This window comes from Streptomyces africanus, from assembly GCF_030816955.1.
In the GTDB taxonomy this organism is placed as follows: domain Bacteria; phylum Actinomycetota; class Actinomycetes; order Streptomycetales; family Streptomycetaceae; genus Streptomyces; species Streptomyces africanus.
Genome location: NZ_JAUSYP010000001.1, coordinates 174,455 through 187,690, shown reverse-complemented (window position 1 = coordinate 187,690; position 13,236 = coordinate 174,455). Strand labels below are relative to the sequence as shown.

Genomic DNA, 13,236 nt, shown 5'->3' with positions numbered 1-13,236 from the left:
CATCAGGAACCAGACGCTTCGATAGATCAGCACCCACGACCGGCACCATGCCGCACGAACATCAAGTCACGTGAGACAACCTCTAAGCCTTGACTGGTGCGGCCGACCTGGCTGCCTGCTCGATCTTCGCGCAGTAGGCTGCACGGGCTTCCTCGTCGATCGGCTGCTCGTTTTCGGCGCGCACCCCGGTCCGGCCGTCGAGGCCCTCGCGCAGGATATCGGCGTGCCCGGCATGCCGGATGGACTCGCCGAGGACATGGACCATGATGGCGAACAGGTTCGTGTTGGGATAAGGCTCCGGCCACCACGGCACGTGGCCGGGGGCGTCGAGGGGAAGCTCGTTGATCGTGGCGTCCGAGTGTTCCCACGTGCGTCGGTAGAACCCGATGATCTGATCGCGGGTCTCGTCCTCGGTCGCCCACAGATCGCTGCCGTTGTAGTCCTGCCATCGGGGCAGCGGTTCCGGGGAAGGACGGTCGAAGACCTCGCCGAAGTACCTGGCCTCGACGGTGGCCACGTGTTTGACCAGGCCGAGGAGGTTGGTCCCGGTCGCTGTCAAAGGCCGGCGGGCGTCGTATTCTGACAAGCCGTCGAGTTTCCAGAGCAGCGCCTTGCGGTCCCGCCGCAGTCTCCCGTGCAGGTTGTCTTTCGCGAATTCAGCGATCATGCGGCATGAGCCTGCCATGGGCTGCTCGTGGTCTCAAGATCCCGTACGTGGTCCGCAACGACTGGCAGAGCCGAGGCCTGGCCAGCCTGTACCGGAACCGGACCGGGGCGCCGTGGCGGGATCTGCCTGCGCGTTTCGGCAAGCGGAAGAAGGGCCAGTGGGCGGAGTCCGCCCTCACCGGCAAGGTGGATCTTGCGGGCGAACGATCAACGCGCTGAAGAACTCCCACGGCACCGTCACCGTGGCTTCGATCCGCCTTTGGCTCAAGCCCTGATCACTTGGCTTTCGTGACAAGCTCTGGGCGTGACGACGTTGTTCCTGACGGTCGGCCTGCCCGGGGCCGGAAAGACCACGAGAGCGCGGCAGCTGGCCAAGGAGCACGGCGCGCTGCGGCTGACGCGTGATGAGTGGGTGCTCCCGACAAGTGTGCCCGTGCCAGCATGCCGAGGAACCAGAACGAGGGCGTGGGGGCGATCGGGGCCGGCTCACGCCGTATCAAGGAATCCGACGGGGTATCACAGTGACCAGCGACATCTTCCCTAATCGTGGGCTCTATCAGTTCGGCTACTGCGCTGTGTTCGTCAGAGGCATCGCTCCCGCTGAACTTCTGGTGCGGGTAGGAGGTGCAGGTCTTCGTCCTGTCGCCTTGACCCGCTTGGACACAATGACCATTGAGGCCCTCGGCGAGGACATCGACGAGAATGACATGCCGGAGCTGGACCTTGAGCAGCTGCAGGACAGCGGAGTGCTCGTCAGCGATGGTCCCGTTCTTCGGGCCGGCGAACACGGCGGTTGGTCATTCGTGATCGAGCCCGAGGAGTCCTATCTGGCGGCAGACGGCATCGTGAAGTCGGCGTCCCGTAAGACAGTGGCGCTCTCACTGAGGGACAGCGAGTCAGGCGCGTGCTGGATCTCCTACGCCGAGGACGGCGAGATCCTCTCATCCTTCGATCCGCTCTTCCCTGACATCGACTCCGGTGCGCGGCCTGAAGTGCTTGAGCGGCTCACCGGGCACGTCGCGGCCATCAACAACGGTGAGCGCCACGATGCCTACGCGAATGCAGTGCGAGCGATCCAGCAGCGGCTGAAGTGCACGGTGCCCCAGGAAGCCGATGAGCGCCGCCTTCTTACGATCAAAATCGCTGACGGGTACTGAGTCGGTGCGATGCGGCCTTCCCAGCGCGGCCGACCGCATGCCTCCTACACCGGCGCCGGTGGCGACGAGGACACCGAGCATCAGAACGATGGCACTGGGCAGGCCGAGCAGTGGTCCTTCATCGCCGGGTGCCGGGTTGTGCGGGGGTGGGGCCGGCCGGGCCTGCTGATGGGGAAGGGCCTGCGGGGCGTGGCCGGGATGGGTCAATGACACGCGGATGTCCGCCGAGGTTCTGCGGGATGGTGGGGTTCGCCCGACCGAGTCGGAACCGCGCTGCGCTCTGGCCTGGATAAGCGCGGCGGCTACGCACTCTCCCGACGCCTTCGTCACGGCGACGTTGTCGTGAAGGGGACGCCGGCGGGGGAGAGGTCGGGGCGAGGGCGGTGCAGCGTGCCGGGTGACGCCACCGCCCGCCGGCACCGCGGGCGACGTCGACGTCGACGTCGACCACCAGCTATGGGCGCACGAGCGCGCCGGTGAGCGTCCCTGCGTCACGTCACGCGAGTGCCCTCGCGGACTTCGAGGGCGCTGATGGCGCTTGCGGTGAGGCTGTGGGTGATGTGGCCTCGCATCAACTGGGCGGCTTCGGCGGCGCGGCCGTCCACGATGAGGGAGACAACGCGCACAGTCCCCCGCGCTGCAGCCTGCAGTCTCGGCGTGCCGCTGCCTGCGAGCACCCGCAAGCCTGCCGGCACTCGCAGGGCGCATCCTGCACCCGGCCCTGACGCCGGCTGCCTTGCGTGGCCTGCCGTACTGCGCTGCGCTGCTGCCGCCATGGCGGTGATTGCGCGCCATGGAGAGGAACCGCCTTGCCCGGCACCGCATCACCCTTCACCGACATCGCGCGCTCCCGACGCTCGCCCCGGCAGTTCCTGCCCACCGCCCTGTCCCCTTCGGACATCCGCGCGTGCTGGAAGACGCACGGACGGCCCCCTCGAACAGCAATACCCAGCCGTGGACGGTGCGCGTCGTCTCGGGTGCGGCGCGGGACGCCCTGGCCAAAGAACTGCTCCAGGCCGAGGAGGAGGACGGACCTACGCGCAGAACTTCCTGCTCTCGCTGGCGGCCCGAGGGCTGGCCGGCATCCCGCAGACCCTACTCGGCGTCTACGCCGACACCGTCCGCGAGTTCCTGGGCGTCCCCGCGGAGCTCAAGCTGCTGTTCGGCATCTCCTTCGGCATGGCTGGCCCGGCGGCACCGGTGAACACACTCCGCACGGAGCGGGTTCCGCTGCAGCGGAGCGTGTCCTGCATGACACCCCGGGAGTCCTCGACAGGCAGTAGTTCCTCCGCCCGCGGAACCATCCGGCGCCGGGCCCGGCGCCGGGAGGATGAGGTTGTCCGGGGCGGTGTGCTCGTTCGACCGGGTCCCGCCCGGCACGCACTGGCGGCGCTGGCGCCCGGTGAGGCGGAACGCTGACACCACAAGACGGACGGCCGGCCCCTCCTCGTAGAAGCGACGCGGGCAGGTCCGGGACGCGAGCTGCCGCTGAGGCGTCAGTCCTTGGCCTGTTGCCACTGCCGGTAGAGCTTGTCGTAGCGTGCTGCGACCGGGGCCTGGGGGAGGAACCGGCGCACAGGGGGTGCCCTGCGGGCCTGGGCTGTCGGCAGGTCGGGTTCCAGGCCTGCGGCGACCAGGGCGAGCAGGGCGGCGCCGTGCAGGGTGGCGTCGGCCTCCGAGCTGGCGTGTACCGGCCGGCCCAGGACGTCGGCCCGCAGCTGTGCCACGTCGGGTGAGCGTGATGGTCCGCCGGTCAGGATGACGGGCACGTCCGGAGCGTCGTCGGCCATGAGGATGTCCACGGCCTGGCGTACGACATAGGCGGCGGCCTCCTGCGCGGCGCGCAGCACGTGGGCGGCGGAGTGGTGTTCGCCGAGGCCCCAGAGCCTGCCCCGCTCCCTCTGGTTCCAGCCGGGGAAACGGCTGCCGGTGAGCAGCGGGGACATGGACAGCCCCGCGCTGCCGGGAGGGACGGCGCGGACGTCGGGACCCAGCCGGTGCAGCGCGGTGGCCGGGTCGCCGAGTCCCAGCAGGCGGACCCAGTAGGCCAGCGCTCCGCCGGTCATCCCGGTCGCCCCGCCACAGGTCCACAGGCCGGGAGCGAGGTAGGGGTTGAGTACCGCGGCGGGGGGACGTTCGTCGGGGGAGGTGATCACCCGGGTCAGTACGTCGGTGGTGCCGGCCACGTCCACGACGGAGCCGGGGGCGGAGCCTGCCACGGCGGCGGCGCCGACCGTGCCGTCGGGACCTCCGGCGGCCACCGGCAGGCCAGGAGGGAGGCCCGTGGTGTCGGCGGCGGCCCGGGTGACGGCACCGACGATGTCCGTCGCCGCGTGTTGCGGGGGGAAGTGCTCGGGACCCTTGCCTCCCACGGCGAGCAGCCGGGGGTCCCAGACCTGGCGGGTGACGTCGCTGCCCAGCGTGTACGCCGCGCTGGTCACGTCCGTCGCGGCCTGCCCGGTCAGGCGCAGGACGAGGAAGTCCTTGGGAGCGAGAACCCACCTGATCCGCCGGTGCAGTGACGGGTCGTTGTCCTTCAGCCAGTGCAGCAAGGGGACCGCTCCGCCCGTCATGGCGGGGCGGCCCGTCAGGTGGAGGGCGGTGGCCGGGTCGGGCCACCGGGCCGCGACCTCGCGGACGCCGCGTGCGTCGGCCCACCCCCCGGCCCGGCCCAGCGGACGGCTCCGCTCGTCGACCAGGACCTGGCCGACATGTCCCGCGAGGGCGAGGCACCGCAGGCGGGAGCCCACGGGGGCACGCGAGGTGACCCGGCGCAGAACGTGGCAGAGCCCGTCCCACAGGCGCTCGGCGTCGAAGGTCTCGGCGCCCTCGTCGGGGCCTCGCTCCCCGCGGGCGTCGAGCAGCCGGTGTCCGTCGCGTGTCACCAAGGCGGCCCGGACGGCCGATGTGCCGACGTCGACGGCACACACGACGTCGTCGCTCGCCATCCCACGTCACCTCCCGAGCCTGATGAGCAGCGGGAACTCGGGCCGGCTCCAGCTGTGCGCGAACTCCACCGGCCCGGCCCCGTCGCTGTGGGTGAGCCGGGTGATGGCGATGAGCGGCATGCCCGGTGCGACCTGGAGCAGCGCGGCCTGCTCGGCGTCGGCCGCGGCGGCCGACACCTCCTGCTCGGCCCAGGCCAGCCTGATGCCGAAGCGGTCGGCCAGAGTCCGGTACAGGGACCCGCCGAGCAACTCCTCGTCGGCGAGGGCGGGCGCCAGCCCGTAGGGGATCCAGGAGTCCTGGATGGCGGCCGGCTGGCCGTCGACGACGCGCACCCGCAGCAGCCGTACCACCTTCTGCCGGGGTTTGAGGCCGAGTCGGTCGCTGACCTCCTCCGGTGCGTCCGTGACCTCACGGACGCGGACCAGGGTGTCGACGGCGGCGTCCCCGCGGCCGATGTCCTGGCTGAACGGCCCGAGCGTGTGAACCTTGCGGTACGTGGCGTGATGGTCGGCCACGAAGGTGCCGGCGCCACGGCGGCGGACCAGCCGGCGTTCGTCGGTGAGACGGCCCACCGCCTGCCGCACCGTCATTCTGCTGACGCCGTAGTGGTCCGCCATCTCGCTCTCGGACGGCAGCCGGTCACCGGGGCCCAGCGTGCCGCAGGACAGCTGCCTGTCGAGGTCACGGTAGATCACCTCGTACATCGGCAGTCGTGCCATGCGGTGCCTCCCTCTGTCGCTGGCCGCACGCCGGGTCACCCGTTGCCCGTGAAGGGCAGGATCCCACGCGCCGGCCGACCGGTCGGGACCTCGCCACGCGCCCAGCCGACCGCGGCCAGGCTTCCGTCGCCGCGGCGCACCCACACGTCCAGACCGATACGGGTCCGGGAGCCGTCATGCTCCACCTCGCGCACCGCGCCCGCGGCCTCGACGCTGTCGAAGGCGCTCACCGGCCGCAGGAACTTCACGCGCAGCCAGCCGGTGCGGAACCACTCGGCGCCGAAGGCACGGGTGAGCAACTCGGCCAGGTAGCAGACCAGTTGCTGACCCTGGACGATCGGTACCGCCAGACCGGCGGCCCGTGCGGTGACGAGACTGTCGTGGATGTTGGTGACGAACTCGCCGATCCGGGAGAACACGGCCATCTGCTCGAACGTGATCTCCTTACGCAGCGGCTCCAGCCCCATCCCGGTCACCGTCCCGCCGCCCAGCCGCTCCGCGAGGGGCACGGACGTGTCGTAGGCGTCGCTGACCCTGCGGCCGCTCCCACCACCGGCCGAGCCGCGGCCCGCCACCTCTCCCGGCGTGGTCCGCATGATCTCCACCCCGCGGTGGCGGACCAGCGTGCGTCCGTCCTCGTCCCGGGCGTCGGCCTCCATCACGACGTAGCCCTGCCCCCGGCGCTCGTACGTGTCCACGTAGCGTCCGGCCAGCCGCACCCGCTGCCCCACCAGGACGGGCCGGTCGAACCAGAGCTCCTCCTCCGTGTGCAGGCCCACCACCTGGCTCGCCGCGTAGTGCAGGGTGAACAGCTGCAGCAGGTCGTTGGCGAGGAGTCCGGCGTGGCCGATGCGCGGGCCGTCGGGGCCGGCGCGCAGGTACCAGTCGCCGTGATCGTCCTGCGTGAACGCGAAGCGCTTGACCTTCAGGTCGTCCACCACCACGTCGACCGGGCCGAACTCCTCGGGGATGACGATCTCGTCGAACACCGGCGGTTTCCGGCCCGCCTCGAGGTCCTCGTCGTGTACGGCGCGGGACGGGTCGGTGAGGTTGCGGCCGAGGACCGCCGTGCGGTGCGCGGTCATCGCGGTGCTCCGTCCACGACGGCCACCGCGCGCAGCGGGGAGCCGGTGCCGCGCGCGATGCGCAGCGGGAACGCCAGGAAGAAGGAGAGCGGGGGCAGCCGGTCGAGGTTGGCCAGGTTCTCGATGATGAGCACGCCGGCGGACAGCAGCACGTAGTGCGCCGGGAGTTCGCCGCGTCCGCCGTCGCCGCTGTCGAGGCTGACGCAGTCGGTGCCCACGGCCCGCACGGACCGCTCGCGCAGCAGCTCGGCCGTCTCCCGCGCGATGCCCGGCCAGTTCTCCAGATGGGCGAAGCCCTCCTCGTGCAGCCCCCAGCGAGTGCGGGCCCACTGGAAGTCCAGCAGCACGATGTCCCCGGCCCGCAGCGGCCCGTTGTGTTCCTCCCAGTCACGCAGGGGCCGGGGGCCGACCATCTCGTCCGGTCCGGGTGGCGGGTCCAGGGTGACGGTCGCGCAGCGTCCGGTGAGCGCGGTGAGCGGGAGCTGACCGACGCTCACGTCGGCGTGCGGGCCCTGGATCGGGAAGTGGCAGGGGCTGTCGACATGGGTGCCGGTGTGCTCGCCGAGCACCAGCTGGTTCATGCGGGCGACGTCGCCCATCGACAGCCACCGGTTCTGGAAGTACTTGGCGTGGGTGGGGTAGGTGGGCATGCCCTCTTCCAGGGTCCGGCTGAGGTCCACCAGGCGGGCACCGGCGAGTACCTCGCCCAGTGCCCGGACGGTCGTCGGGTCCTGTCCAGCCGTCGTTGTACGCATCCCGTCCTCCTCGGGTCAACCGGTCCGCACCTGGCGGGTCTCCTGCCGCGCCACCAGGACGGCGATGATCAGCACGCTTCCGTTGAAGATGGGCTGCACCCAGAACGGCACGCCCAGCAGGCTCAGTCCGTTGAAACCGATGGCCAGCAGGATGATCGCGACCAGGGCGCCCAGGACGTTGTAGTAGCCGGGCCGGTAGGTGGCCACCCCCAGGAACGCCGCGGCGTAGGCCGGCAGCAGCAGCTCGGGTCCGTAGCCGGGGTTGGCCGAACCGGCTTGTGCCAGGGCGAAGTTGGCGGCGAAGCCCACGATCACCCCGGCTGTGGCGAAGGCCGTCATCCGCATCCGGTTGGTCCGGACACCGGCGAGGTAGGCCACGCGCTCCGAGCCGCCGATGGCGTACCAGAAGCGCCCGAAGGGGGTGTGCTCCAGTACGTAGAAGAGGACCACGGCGAGCAGGAGGGTCAGCCACACCGCCAGCGACAGGCCCAGGAAGTCCTCGGACGCCAGGGTCGTCACGGAGGACGGGATGTTCTCGAAGATGACCTTGCCGTTGCTGATGCCCTGGGTCGCGCCGCTGAGCAGGATGCCGACACCGAGGGTGGCGATGAACGAGCTGATCTTGAAGTAGACCGTCAGCAGCCCGTTGACGAGACCGACGAGCAGGCCGACGACCGGACCCGCGGCGATGATGATCCCCGGATTGCTGGTGTGCTGGGCGACGAACGCTTCGAGCATGACCAGGAACCCGATGAGATACCCGACGGACAGGTCGAACTCGCCGATGATCAGCGGCATCAGCACGGCGAGGGTCATGGTCGCCGTGACGGCCTGCACCAGGGCCACGTTCTGCAGGTTGTCGGCCGTCAGGAACCGGTCCGAGGTGAGGGTGAAGACCACGATGAGCAGGCCGAGGAGTACGAGCGTCTCGTAACCGCTCACCCAGGAGAGCAGCCGGGCGGGACTGAGGCGTTCGCGCGTGCTGCGGCCGGACGCCGGGGCACCGATGTGCCGGATGGTCTTGTCGGTCATCACAGGGCCTTCGTCATGAGGTTCTCGGCGGTCATGGCGGGTCCGGAGATCTCCTCGGCGACGCGCCCGTCGCGCAGCACCAGGACCCGGTCGCACAGGCCCGCCATCTGCTCGGGTTCGGTCGAGGTCATCAGGACGGCGATGCCGCTCGCTCCGGCGTCGCGGATGGCGTCGAACATCACCTCGCGCGCGGCGGGGTCGACGCCGTAGGTGGGGTCGGCCAGGACCAGGACACGTGGCCGCATGCGCAGCAGCCGGCCGAGGACGACCTTCTGCTGGTTACCGCCGGACAGCCGGCCGAAGACGGTCGACGGGTCGGTGGGCCGCACGTCGAGGTAGGAGACGACCTGCCGGACCGCCGTACGCATCTGAGCCCGCCGGTGCCAGAACGTGCGTGCCTCGGGCAGGATCAGGTTTTCGGTGACCGACAGGTTGTGGATGCCCCCTTCGCGGAGCCGGTCCGCGGGCAGGAACACCAGGCCCTGACGGATCGCCACCCTCGGCGGCAGCGTCGAGGGCAGCCGGCGCCCGGCGACCTCGACGGTGCCGGCGCGGCGCTGTTCGGCACCGGTGAGCAGGCGCGGCAGCTCCTCCAGGCCGCTGCCGCGCACCCCGATGACGCCGACGATCTCGCCCGGCGCGAGGGCGAGGTCGAGTCCGTCGACGTCGTTGCCGCGCAGGTCCCGTACCTGGAGCACGGGGCCGGCCGGCGGCCGCGCCGGGGGACCGCCGTCCCGGCCGCCGGCCTCGCGCCGCCACAGGGCGGCGATGCCGGTCCCGCCCCGGGCGGGGTCGTCCCCCGCCCCGGCGCGGGCGCCGCCGGCCGAGCGGGCATCCGAGGCGGTGCCCCGCATGACCCGGATGATCTCGGAGCGCTCCACCTTGGCGGCGGGGCCCTCGATCACCACACGGCCGGCGTCCAGGACGCTGACCCGGTCCGCGAAGGGGAGTTCCGCGAGCCGGTGGGTGACGGCCAGGACCGGCAGGCCCCGGTCGGCGATGCCCCTCACGTGCCGCAGGAAGGGCTCGGCCTCGGCCTCCGGCAGGGCCGCGGTGGCCTCGTCGAGGACCAGCAGCCGCAGGTTCTCGCCGGCGGTGCGCACGGCGAGTTCCACGGTGAGCATGGCCCGCTCGGCGCCGGTGAGGCGCCCGGCCAGCTCCCGGCTGCGCCGCTTGACCGACAGGTCGTCGAGCAGCCGCTGGGTGTCGGCCCGCAGCCTGCGCCAGGCGATCCGGCCCAACAGGCCCCGCGGGTAGCCGGCGAACAGGGCCACGTTCTCGGCGATCGACAGCCGGTCCACCAGCGGGGCCTCCTGGTGCACGACCCGGACCCCGGCCGCCGCGGCGGCGGCCGGGCTCCATCCGCCGGTGACGTCCCGGTCGTCGATCAGGATCCGCCCGGCGTCGGGTACGTACACGCCCGTCATCGTGCGGACCAGGGTGGACTTGCCGCTGCCGTTGGCGCCCAGCAGGGCGTGGATCTCACCGTCCTCGACGGTCAGGGAGACCTCGCTCAGGGCCGCGAAGGTCCCGAACCGTTTGGTGACGCCGTGCAGCGCGGCAGTCATCGGGCCTCACTTCCACAGTCCGTCGAAGGTGTTCGGGTAGTCGAAGGAGGCGTGCCAGTCGGAGCCGGCCTCGGGCACGTTGTCCTTGTCCAGCACGACGAACGGCAGGTTCTCGCCGTGCGGGTCCGCCAGCGGCTTCTTGGTGAGCAGCCGGGACGTCTGGTCGAGCATCGCGTAACCCATGTACCGGTTGTCGTACGCGGCGTCGGCGACCTGGACCTGCCCCTTGCGCACGAAGTTCAGGTTCTCCTGGCTGCCGAGCACACTGATCAGGCGGACCCGGTTGCCCAGACCGGCCTGGGCGATCGCCGGCACCACCGCGGCCGCCGCCGGGTCGTACGGGATGAACACGTAGTCGACTTCAGTGTGCGACCGCAGGTAGCTGACGACCGACTGCGGGAGCACCTGGGCCACCTGGTTGCCCGTGAAGTAGCGCAGTGGCTGCACGGTGCAGTCCTCGCACTTCTTCAGCTGGTCCAGCAGTCCCTTCTGCAGGGCCAGTACGGACGGGAACTCCTTGTCGGAGTAGACGACGATGTTGGCCTTGCCCTTGGAGTCGGCCTGCACCCACTGGGCGGCCTTCTTGCCGAGCGCGGCGTAGTCGGGGCCGACGTCGAAGGCGTAACCGAGATTGCTCCCGGTCGGCTTGATGGGCGGGTTGGGCGAGTCGAGGCCGTTGGATCCGGCGCCCACCGGCACGCCGGCCCGCTTCGCCGCCCTCAGCCCGTCCTGGACGGCGTTGGGGTCGATGGCGATGTTGAGGATGATCTTGGCGCCCCAGGAGAGGGCGTTGAGCATCTGGGCGTTCTGCTTGTCGGGCGTACCGCCGCCGTCGAAGACCCTGACCTGCCAGCCGAGATGCTTCGCCGCCTGCTGGGCGCCCGTGGCGGGCGATACGCAGCCGCTGAGGATGCTCAGGCAGGTGATGACGGCGACCTTCACGTTCTTGGGCGCGGTGACCGACTGGGTGGGGCCCTGGTACTTGGCGGGCGATTCGGTGGTTGCCGCCTTGTGCAGGTCGTCCCACTGGTCGGAGCGTGGCCCGGCCATCGCGGCGGCGTTCTGGGCGTCGGCACCGGCACCGGAGTCGTTCTGCGCGGAGGAGATCCCCGCGCAGGCGCTGCCCGCGGCGAGGACCGCCGCGACCGGAAGAGCGAGCACGCAGTGGCGAATGCGGCGTCCGCGTGTGGTGGTCATGATGTCGCTTCTCCTACGACGGACGGATGGTGGATCAGGCGATCGCGACAGGCCGCACGGGCGAGCCGGTCGCGCCGGTGATGGGAAGAGGCAGGCACAGCAGCAGGAACTCGTGGACCGCCGCGGCGGCGAGTTCCTCGAGGTAGACCCACTCCATGAGCGGGATGCCGAGGTCGCGGATCAGCAGGCGGTGCACCGGCTGGGGTTCGCCCGCGACCCCGGAGGGGGCGACCTCGACGGCGGCGGTGTCACTGCCGACGGCGGCGGGCCGGTGCCGGGCGAGCAGCGTTGCGCCGTCCAGGTCCAGCCCGGCCCCTTCGACCGCGGTCATCGCCCGCGTGTCCGGCCAGTGCTTCATGGTTCCGGTGCGCAGCAGCACCACGTCGCCCTCCCTGAGCCGCACGTCCTGCCGTGCCAGCGCCAGGGAGATCAGGTCCGCATCCACGGGCTGGTGGGGCCGCAGGGTGTCCTGTCCCAGCGCACGGGGGGCGTCCACGAGCACCGCCCTGCACACCAGCGGTGGCAGCGTCGACGCGTCGTGGGTGAGGGGGCCGTGGTCGCCGAGGTGTTCGCGCGCGGAGTAGCCGCCGTACCACTCGTCGTTCTCCCCCGACGTGATGTGCGCCAGGGCGTCGATGTGGGTGCCGGAGTGCGCGCAGAAGGAGAGGATCTCGGAGATGAAGCCGAAGCGGGAGGTGTTGTCCCCGAGCCACTCCAGATCTCCCCGGGGACCCTGGGCGCGTTCCCCTGCCGGTGTCCTGAACGTGAGGACCTGGAACGGCGGGTGACCGGGCGCCAGCGGCATGCCGGGCCACCACCCGGAGGACAGGTCGAACACGCGGCCTTCCCCTGCCAGGGCCAGAGCGGACGGGTCGACGCGCAGGTGGGTGGGGCGGTGCGTCAGTACGCTCACTCAGATCACCCCCAGGGACTTCAGGCGGGCGATCTCCTCGTCGGACCGTCCCAGCAGCCGCCCGTAGACGTGGTCGTTGTCCTCGCCCACCAGGGGCGGTGCCTTGCGGACCGACCCGGGTGAGGCGTTCATCTTGATCGGGATGCCGGGCAGCCGGAGGGTGCCGAGCGCGGGATGGTCGACGTCGAGCATCATCTCCCGCGCCTTGATCTGCTCGGACTCGACGACCTCGGGGATCTCGCTGACCTTCCCGAACGGGATGCCGGCCTCCCCGAGGACGTGTGCGATCTCGTCACAGGGGCGGCCCTTGGTCCAGGCGGCGACGGCTTCCTCGAGCTCCTCGATGTTCGCCATGCGGCCCGGAACGGAGGAGAACCTCTCGTTCTCCGCCAGGTCCTGACGGCCGATCGCCCGGCACAGCCGGGGGAAGAGGGGGTCGGTCCCGGCGTGGATGTAGACGTAGCCGTCGGCGGCGGGGAAGACGTTGGCGGGTCCGGTGAGCAGGTCCCGGGAACCGTTGCGCCGGGGGTGCTCACCCAGCATGGCGTAGGCGCTGGGCCGCGTCCCCAGGGAGGCGAACAGCGCGTCCAGGGACGCCACGTCGACGTGCTGTCCGTGCCCGGTGCGGTCCCGGTGCAGCAGGGCGAGCAGCGCGCCCATCGCGCCGTGGAATCCGGCGATGTAGTCGGCGATGTACGTGCCGGCCAGGGTGGGCTCTCCGTCCGGCGGGCCGGTGAGGCTCATCAGCCCCGACGTGGCCTGGGCGATGGCGTCGAAGAGGGCGCGGCGCGCGAGCGGCCCGGTCTGCCCGAAGCCGGAGATGGACACCAGGATGATGCCGGGGCGCAGCTCCTGCAGCCGCGGGTAGGGCAGGCCCATCGCCTCCATGGTCCCGGGGCGGTAGTTCTCGACCACGATGTCGCTGCGCCGTACGAGGTCCTCCAGCAGCGCCCGTGCCTCGGGGCGCCGGGTGTCCAGGGTGGCCCCGTACTTGTTGCGGTTGTAGACCATCGTGTAGACGCTGTGCTGCCGGTGGAACGGCGCGTGCTTGCGGGCGTCCTCGCCGCTGGGCCGCTCGATCTTGACGACCTCGGCGCCCATGTCGCCGAGGATCTGGCAGCACAGGGGTCCGGCGATGAACCGCGACAGGTCGAGCACCCTGATTCCGGCGAGTGCCCCGGTGCCGTCGGTCATG

At 71.0% G+C, this 13,236-nt stretch carries 14 protein-coding genes and 1 pseudogene; 4 read left to right on the top strand and 11 right to left on the bottom strand.

What is annotated here, in order from left to right; translation table 11 throughout:
• Positions 1-82: 82 nt before the first annotated feature.
• Positions 83-667 (bottom strand): DinB family protein, encoded by a 585-nt coding sequence (locus tag QF034_RS01155; protein ID WP_307173103.1) that lies wholly within the window; start codon positions 665-667, stop codon positions 83-85.
• 5 nt (positions 668-672) lie between these two features.
• Here QF034_RS01155 and QF034_RS01150 point away from each other — a divergent pair, with 5 nt between their 5' ends.
• From QF034_RS01150 to QF034_RS01140, 3 genes and pseudogenes are all read left to right on the top strand, one after another.
• Positions 673-885, top strand: a complete 213-nt coding sequence (locus tag QF034_RS01150) for a hypothetical protein (RefSeq protein WP_307173102.1) — start codon at positions 673-675, stop codon at positions 883-885.
• An 85-nt stretch (positions 886-970) separates the two neighbouring features.
• Positions 971-1,087: pseudogene (locus QF034_RS01145) on the top strand (P-loop nucleotide/nucleoside kinase family protein); the annotation flags it as partial.
• A gap of 100 nt (positions 1,088-1,187) precedes the next feature.
• Positions 1,188-1,823, top strand: coding sequence for a DUF6461 domain-containing protein (locus QF034_RS01140; protein ID WP_307173101.1), 636 nt, complete (start codon positions 1,188-1,190; stop codon positions 1,821-1,823).
• Between the two features lie 491 nt (positions 1,824-2,314).
• On the opposite strand, the gene QF034_RS01135 is transcribed toward QF034_RS01140, so the two are convergent.
• Positions 2,315-2,449: a hypothetical protein gene (locus QF034_RS01135; protein WP_307173100.1), complete on the bottom strand. Its 135-nt coding sequence runs from the start codon at positions 2,447-2,449 to the stop codon at positions 2,315-2,317.
• 167 nt (positions 2,450-2,616) lie between these two features.
• Between QF034_RS01135 and QF034_RS01130 the strand changes: the two genes are divergently transcribed.
• Positions 2,617-3,027, top strand: a complete 411-nt coding sequence (locus QF034_RS01130; RefSeq protein ID WP_307173099.1) for a nitroreductase family protein — start codon at positions 2,617-2,619, stop codon at positions 3,025-3,027.
• Positions 3,028-3,319: 292 nt separating this feature from the next.
• Here QF034_RS01130 and QF034_RS01125 read toward each other — a convergent pair whose 3' ends face one another.
• Genes QF034_RS01125 through QF034_RS01085 form a run of 9 tightly spaced genes read right to left on the bottom strand, consistent with a single transcriptional unit; the run spans position 3,320 to position 13,235 of the window.
• Positions 3,320-4,771, bottom strand: a complete 1,452-nt coding sequence (locus QF034_RS01125; protein WP_307173098.1) for a xylulokinase — start codon at positions 4,769-4,771, stop codon at positions 3,320-3,322.
• A 6-nt stretch (positions 4,772-4,777) separates the two neighbouring features.
• Positions 4,778-5,491: a GntR family transcriptional regulator gene (locus QF034_RS01120; protein ID WP_307173097.1), complete on the bottom strand. Its 714-nt coding sequence runs from the start codon at positions 5,489-5,491 to the stop codon at positions 4,778-4,780.
• 35 nt (positions 5,492-5,526) lie between these two features.
• Positions 5,527-6,576: a hotdog family protein gene (locus tag QF034_RS01115; RefSeq protein WP_307173096.1), complete on the bottom strand. Its 1,050-nt coding sequence runs from the start codon at positions 6,574-6,576 to the stop codon at positions 5,527-5,529.
• Positions 6,573-7,331 carry a cyclase family protein gene (locus QF034_RS01110; RefSeq protein ID WP_307173095.1) on the bottom strand — a complete coding sequence of 253 codons (759 nt, stop codon included), beginning with the start codon at positions 7,329-7,331 and terminating at the stop codon, positions 6,573-6,575. The genes QF034_RS01115 and QF034_RS01110 overlap by 4 nt, the downstream gene beginning before the upstream one ends.
• A gap of 15 nt (positions 7,332-7,346) precedes the next feature.
• Complete coding sequence (locus tag QF034_RS01105; protein ID WP_307173094.1) at positions 7,347-8,363, bottom strand: ABC transporter permease; 1,017 nt, start codon at positions 8,361-8,363, stop codon at positions 7,347-7,349.
• Positions 8,363-9,931, bottom strand: coding sequence for an ATP-binding cassette domain-containing protein (locus QF034_RS01100; RefSeq protein WP_307173093.1), 1,569 nt, complete (start codon positions 9,929-9,931; stop codon positions 8,363-8,365). Before QF034_RS01100 ends, QF034_RS01105 begins: the two co-directional genes overlap by 1 nt.
• A 6-nt stretch (positions 9,932-9,937) precedes the next feature.
• Positions 9,938-11,128 carry a sugar ABC transporter substrate-binding protein gene (locus QF034_RS01095; RefSeq protein WP_307173092.1) on the bottom strand — a complete coding sequence of 397 codons (1,191 nt, stop codon included), beginning with the start codon at positions 11,126-11,128 and terminating at the stop codon, positions 9,938-9,940.
• A 34-nt stretch (positions 11,129-11,162) separates the two neighbouring features.
• Positions 11,163-12,041 carry a cyclase family protein gene (locus tag QF034_RS01090; RefSeq protein WP_307173091.1) on the bottom strand — a complete coding sequence of 293 codons (879 nt, stop codon included), beginning with the start codon at positions 12,039-12,041 and terminating at the stop codon, positions 11,163-11,165.
• A complete protein-coding gene (locus QF034_RS01085; RefSeq protein ID WP_307173090.1) occupies positions 12,042-13,235 on the bottom strand; it encodes a CaiB/BaiF CoA transferase family protein in 1,194 nt (397 codons plus the stop codon).
• Position 13,236: the final 1 nt, after the last annotated feature.

Bases quoted from the DNA above. Each gene is read 5' to 3' on its own strand.
- QF034_RS01155 (WP_307173103.1), bottom strand. From the start codon at position 667: ATGATCGCTGAATTCGCGAAAGACAACCTGCACGGGAGACTGCGGCGG.
- QF034_RS01150 (WP_307173102.1), top strand. From the start codon at position 673: ATGAGCCTGCCATGGGCTGCTCGTGGTCTCAAGATCCCGTACGTGGTC.
- QF034_RS01130 (WP_307173099.1), top strand. From the start codon at position 2,617: ATGGAGAGGAACCGCCTTGCCCGGCACCGCATCACCCTTCACCGACAT.
- QF034_RS01125 (WP_307173098.1), bottom strand. From the start codon at position 4,771: ATGGCGAGCGACGACGTCGTGTGTGCCGTCGACGTCGGCACATCGGCC.
- QF034_RS01120 (WP_307173097.1), bottom strand. From the start codon at position 5,491: ATGGCACGACTGCCGATGTACGAGGTGATCTACCGTGACCTCGACAGG.
- QF034_RS01115 (WP_307173096.1), bottom strand. From the start codon at position 6,576: ATGACCGCGCACCGCACGGCGGTCCTCGGCCGCAACCTCACCGACCCG.
- QF034_RS01110 (WP_307173095.1), bottom strand. From the start codon at position 7,331: ATGCGTACAACGACGGCTGGACAGGACCCGACGACCGTCCGGGCACTG.
- QF034_RS01105 (WP_307173094.1), bottom strand. From the start codon at position 8,363: ATGACCGACAAGACCATCCGGCACATCGGTGCCCCGGCGTCCGGCCGC.
- QF034_RS01100 (WP_307173093.1), bottom strand. From the start codon at position 9,931: ATGACTGCCGCGCTGCACGGCGTCACCAAACGGTTCGGGACCTTCGCG.
- QF034_RS01095 (WP_307173092.1), bottom strand. From the start codon at position 11,128: ATGACCACCACACGCGGACGCCGCATTCGCCACTGCGTGCTCGCTCTT.
- QF034_RS01085 (WP_307173090.1), bottom strand. From the start codon at position 13,235: ATGACCGACGGCACCGGGGCACTCGCCGGAATCAGGGTGCTCGACCTG.